General features: G+C 69.6%; 2 protein-coding genes and 2 pseudogenes. 3 read left to right on the top strand and 1 reads right to left on the bottom strand.

Features of this window, described 5'->3' with window-relative positions; all coding sequences use genetic code 11:
• Positions 1-141 precede the first annotated feature (141 nt).
• Positions 142-600: pseudogene (locus ACFWV8_RS38205) on the top strand (transposase family protein); the annotation flags it as partial.
• Between the two features lie 270 nt (positions 601-870).
• Here the strand turns inward: ACFWV8_RS38205 and ACFWV8_RS38200 are convergent.
• Positions 871-1659, bottom strand: coding sequence for a helix-turn-helix domain-containing protein (locus ACFWV8_RS38200; protein WP_384215081.1), 789 nt, complete (start codon positions 1657-1659; stop codon positions 871-873).
• A 169-nt stretch (positions 1660-1828) separates the two neighbouring features.
• Between ACFWV8_RS38200 and ACFWV8_RS38195 the strand changes: the two genes are divergently transcribed.
• Positions 1829-2584: an SDR family NAD(P)-dependent oxidoreductase gene (locus ACFWV8_RS38195; RefSeq protein WP_384215080.1), complete on the top strand. Its 756-nt coding sequence runs from the start codon at positions 1829-1831 to the stop codon at positions 2582-2584.
• Positions 2585-2773: 189 nt separating this feature from the next.
• A pseudogene (locus ACFWV8_RS38190) lies at positions 2774-3097 on the top strand (IS5/IS1182 family transposase); the annotation flags it as partial.

The following is a 3097-nucleotide window of genomic DNA, read 5'->3' as shown; positions in this document are numbered from 1 at the left end:
TTTGCGGAGAGTTGGTCACAGATCTCGTCCGGGATGTGCATACCACACCAACGAGCCCCAGGCCGGGAAGCAACACCTTGATGATCTGCAAGCCCTAAGGGTTATCCCGTAACTGCTGGTCACGGGTGGGATGATCTTGCCGTGGCTGGTGTGATCACGGCGTCGGAGCCGTCCTGGACAGCCCCGTTCACCGGGCTGAGCCCTCGTCTGTTCGCCAAGCTGGTGACCGTACTGCGGCGCGAGGGTGCGGATGCGGTCCGCAAGGGCCGGCCGTGGAGTCTCCCGCTGGAGGACCGGGCTCTGCTGGTCGCGGCCTACTGGCGCACGAACGTGACGATGCGCCGGCTCGCCCCGCTCTTCGGGGTGTCCAAGTCGGCAGCGAACCGCATCATCGACCACCTCGGGCCGATGTTCGCGCTCCAGCCCCGCCGGCGGTTCGCCAAGGACACCGTGCTCATCGTGGACGGCACCCTGGTCCCGACCCGGGACCACGCCGTGGCGGAGCAGTCCAAGAACTACCGGTACTCGACCAACCACCAGGTCGTCATCGACGCCGGCACCCGCCTGGTCGTCGTCGGCCGACCCCTGCCCGGCAAACGCGCTCAGCGGACGCAGCACGAACTCCAGCCGCCGCAGGCGCTCGCAGCTCATCGGACGCTCCCGCTGGTCTCGCGGACCGAGTCCGCGATCGGGGACCTTCGAGGTTGAGGACTGTGACGGGGACCGCGCCGTCGGTGCCGGCATCGACACCGGGAGCGGCGGGGCGACGTACTCGTTGATGCCGAATTCGAGTTCCAACCCGGCCGAGACGAGGCCGAAGATCGGGCCGAGCCTGGTCGTTCATCTGCGGTCGGACGATCGGATCCCGGATCATTCAGCGGGCGCGTAGATCACGATCCAGTGGTCCCGTTCGGCGTCGTGGAGCATCTCGCTCTGGAAGGCCAGCCGTCCTCGGGTCGGGTGGGCCAGGTGTTTCACGGCGGACCGCCCTGCCGTGACCTCGCCTTGCGCCCAGTGGCTCCGAAAGGTGGCACTGGTCGCTGAGAGCTCCGTGAACAGGGACCGGAGGTACTGGTCGTTCGGGTATCGGCCCATCGCCGAGCGGAGCTCCGCCGTGGCCCACCGGGCGTACTGGTGGGCTCCCTCGTCTCCGAGGATGTGGCGAGCCGTGGCCGTGAAGCCCTGGTGGACGATGTTGCGCCGGTACCGGCCCACGCTGGACAGCGGCCCGAGGAGCTCGGCGGCGGCGGCGTTGCGCGCCATCACGTCCAGGCGCCCGTCGTGGACGGTGACGGGGACGGTGTCGTCGAGGCCGCGCAGCAGTCGGAGGAGTCCTGGCCGGATTTCGCTGTCAGGGGCGAGCGGCTCGGGGGGCAGCTCGCCGGCGAGTCGGAACAGGTGATCCCGCTCGGCGGCCGTGAGGCCGAGGGCCCGTGCCAGCGCGGTGAGGACCTCCCGCGACGGACGCGGCGCCCGCCCCTGCTCGAGGCGGGTGTAGTACTCGACGGAGATCCCGGCGGCCTCGGCCAGCTCCTGCCGTCGCAGCCCCGGGACCCGTCGCCGTGACGCCGGCCAGTCGGTTGGCTGCTTGGGCGGTGCCATCATGGCGCGCTGATGACGCAGATACTTCCCGAAGTCCACCCTGGTCCTCGTCGGCATGAACACCATTCTGCCCCCCGGCCATCCGTTGACTGGCCCTCCCAGTACCAGGCTCGAGAGAGTCTTCCCCGTCTGCCGAAGGTACCGCAGGGTTGCCGTGGAGCGCGACGTGTGCCGGGTGGCACGAGCGCTCCTCCACTGCACCCGCATCCAACAAGGGAGGGCCCTCGTGCCCACGAACCGCATCGCTCTCGTCACCGGAGCCAACCAGGGCATGGGCAAGCAGGTCGCGAAAGAGCTGGTCTCCGACGGCGTCACCGTGTTCGTCGGGTCCCGCGACCTCGCCCGCGGCGAGACGGCGGCCGCCGAGATCGGCGACGGTGCCACCGCGCTCCAGCTCGACGTGACCGACGCGGCGTCGATCGCCTCGGCCGCCGAGCGGATCCGTGAGGAGGCCGGCCGGCTCGACCTGCTCGTCAACAACGCGGGTATCTCCACCACCCGCGCCGACGTCCGCGACTTGGCCGAGCTCCGCGCCATGTCGGAGACGAGCATCGCACCGCTCGACGAGGTGCGGGCCGTCTGGGAGGTGAACGTCTTCGGCGCCCTGGCGGTGTACCAGGCCATGCTGCCACTGCTTCGCAAGTCATCGGATGCGCGAATCGTGAACGTCACGAGCGCACTGGGCTCGCTGACAATCGCTGCCGACCCGACCCTCCCGGTCCACTCGGCCTTCGAGCCGATCTACGCCGCATCGAAGACGGCGCTCAACGCCGTGACGCTGTCCATGATGATCGAGCTGGAAGCGACCGACATCAAGGTCAACCTCGTCTCACCGGGGTTCGCGAACACCGCACTGGTCAACTTCGAGGGGACGGAGTCGGTCGAGGACGCCGTCCGTGAGGTGGTGCGCGTCGCCCGCCTCGGGCCGACCGGGCCGACCGGCACCTTCACCACCTGGGAGGGCATGGACGTCCCATGGTGACCGCTCCCGACAGAAGGTCAGCGCCTGGATGCGACGACAAGGACGATCGTGGTGATGGGCCACGCCGACCTGCATGTCTACCGCCCGGCTCTGCACCATGCGCCGGCTGAACCCGCCCGGCCGCGTAGGATCCGCGACCGCGGCCACGGCGGCATGCCCCCAACAGGGGTAACAGTGGAGCCCGCCTTCACGGCCCAGACCGATGCCGACGAGGACCTGGACTGGGCCGTCTCGATGGACTCGACGATCGTGCGCGCTCACCAGCACGCTGCCGGGGCCGCGAAAAGGGGCCCCGGTCGGCGAGCCGCCCGACCATGCCATCGGCCGGCCCTGCGGAAGACCGACCACAAAGATCCCTCTCGCCGACGCCCACTGCCGGCCTCTGGCTTTCGTTCTCACCGCCGGACAGGCCGACGACGCGCCCGCTTTTCCGGACGTGATGGCCCAACTTCGCGTCCCTCGCCCACGCGGGCGGCCCCGGACCAGGCCGGACATGGTTCTGGCCGACAAGGC

Source organism: Streptomyces sp. NPDC058665 (genome assembly GCF_042714995.1).
In the GTDB taxonomy this organism is placed as follows: domain Bacteria; phylum Actinomycetota; class Actinomycetes; order Streptomycetales; family Streptomycetaceae; genus Streptomyces.
This window is presented reverse-complemented; position numbering and strand designations above follow the sequence as displayed.

Excerpts from the sequence above, each read along its gene's own strand:
- ACFWV8_RS38200 (WP_384215081.1), bottom strand. The coding sequence starts at position 1,659 with ATGCCGACGAGGACCAGGGTGGACTTCGGGAAGTATCTGCGTCATCAG.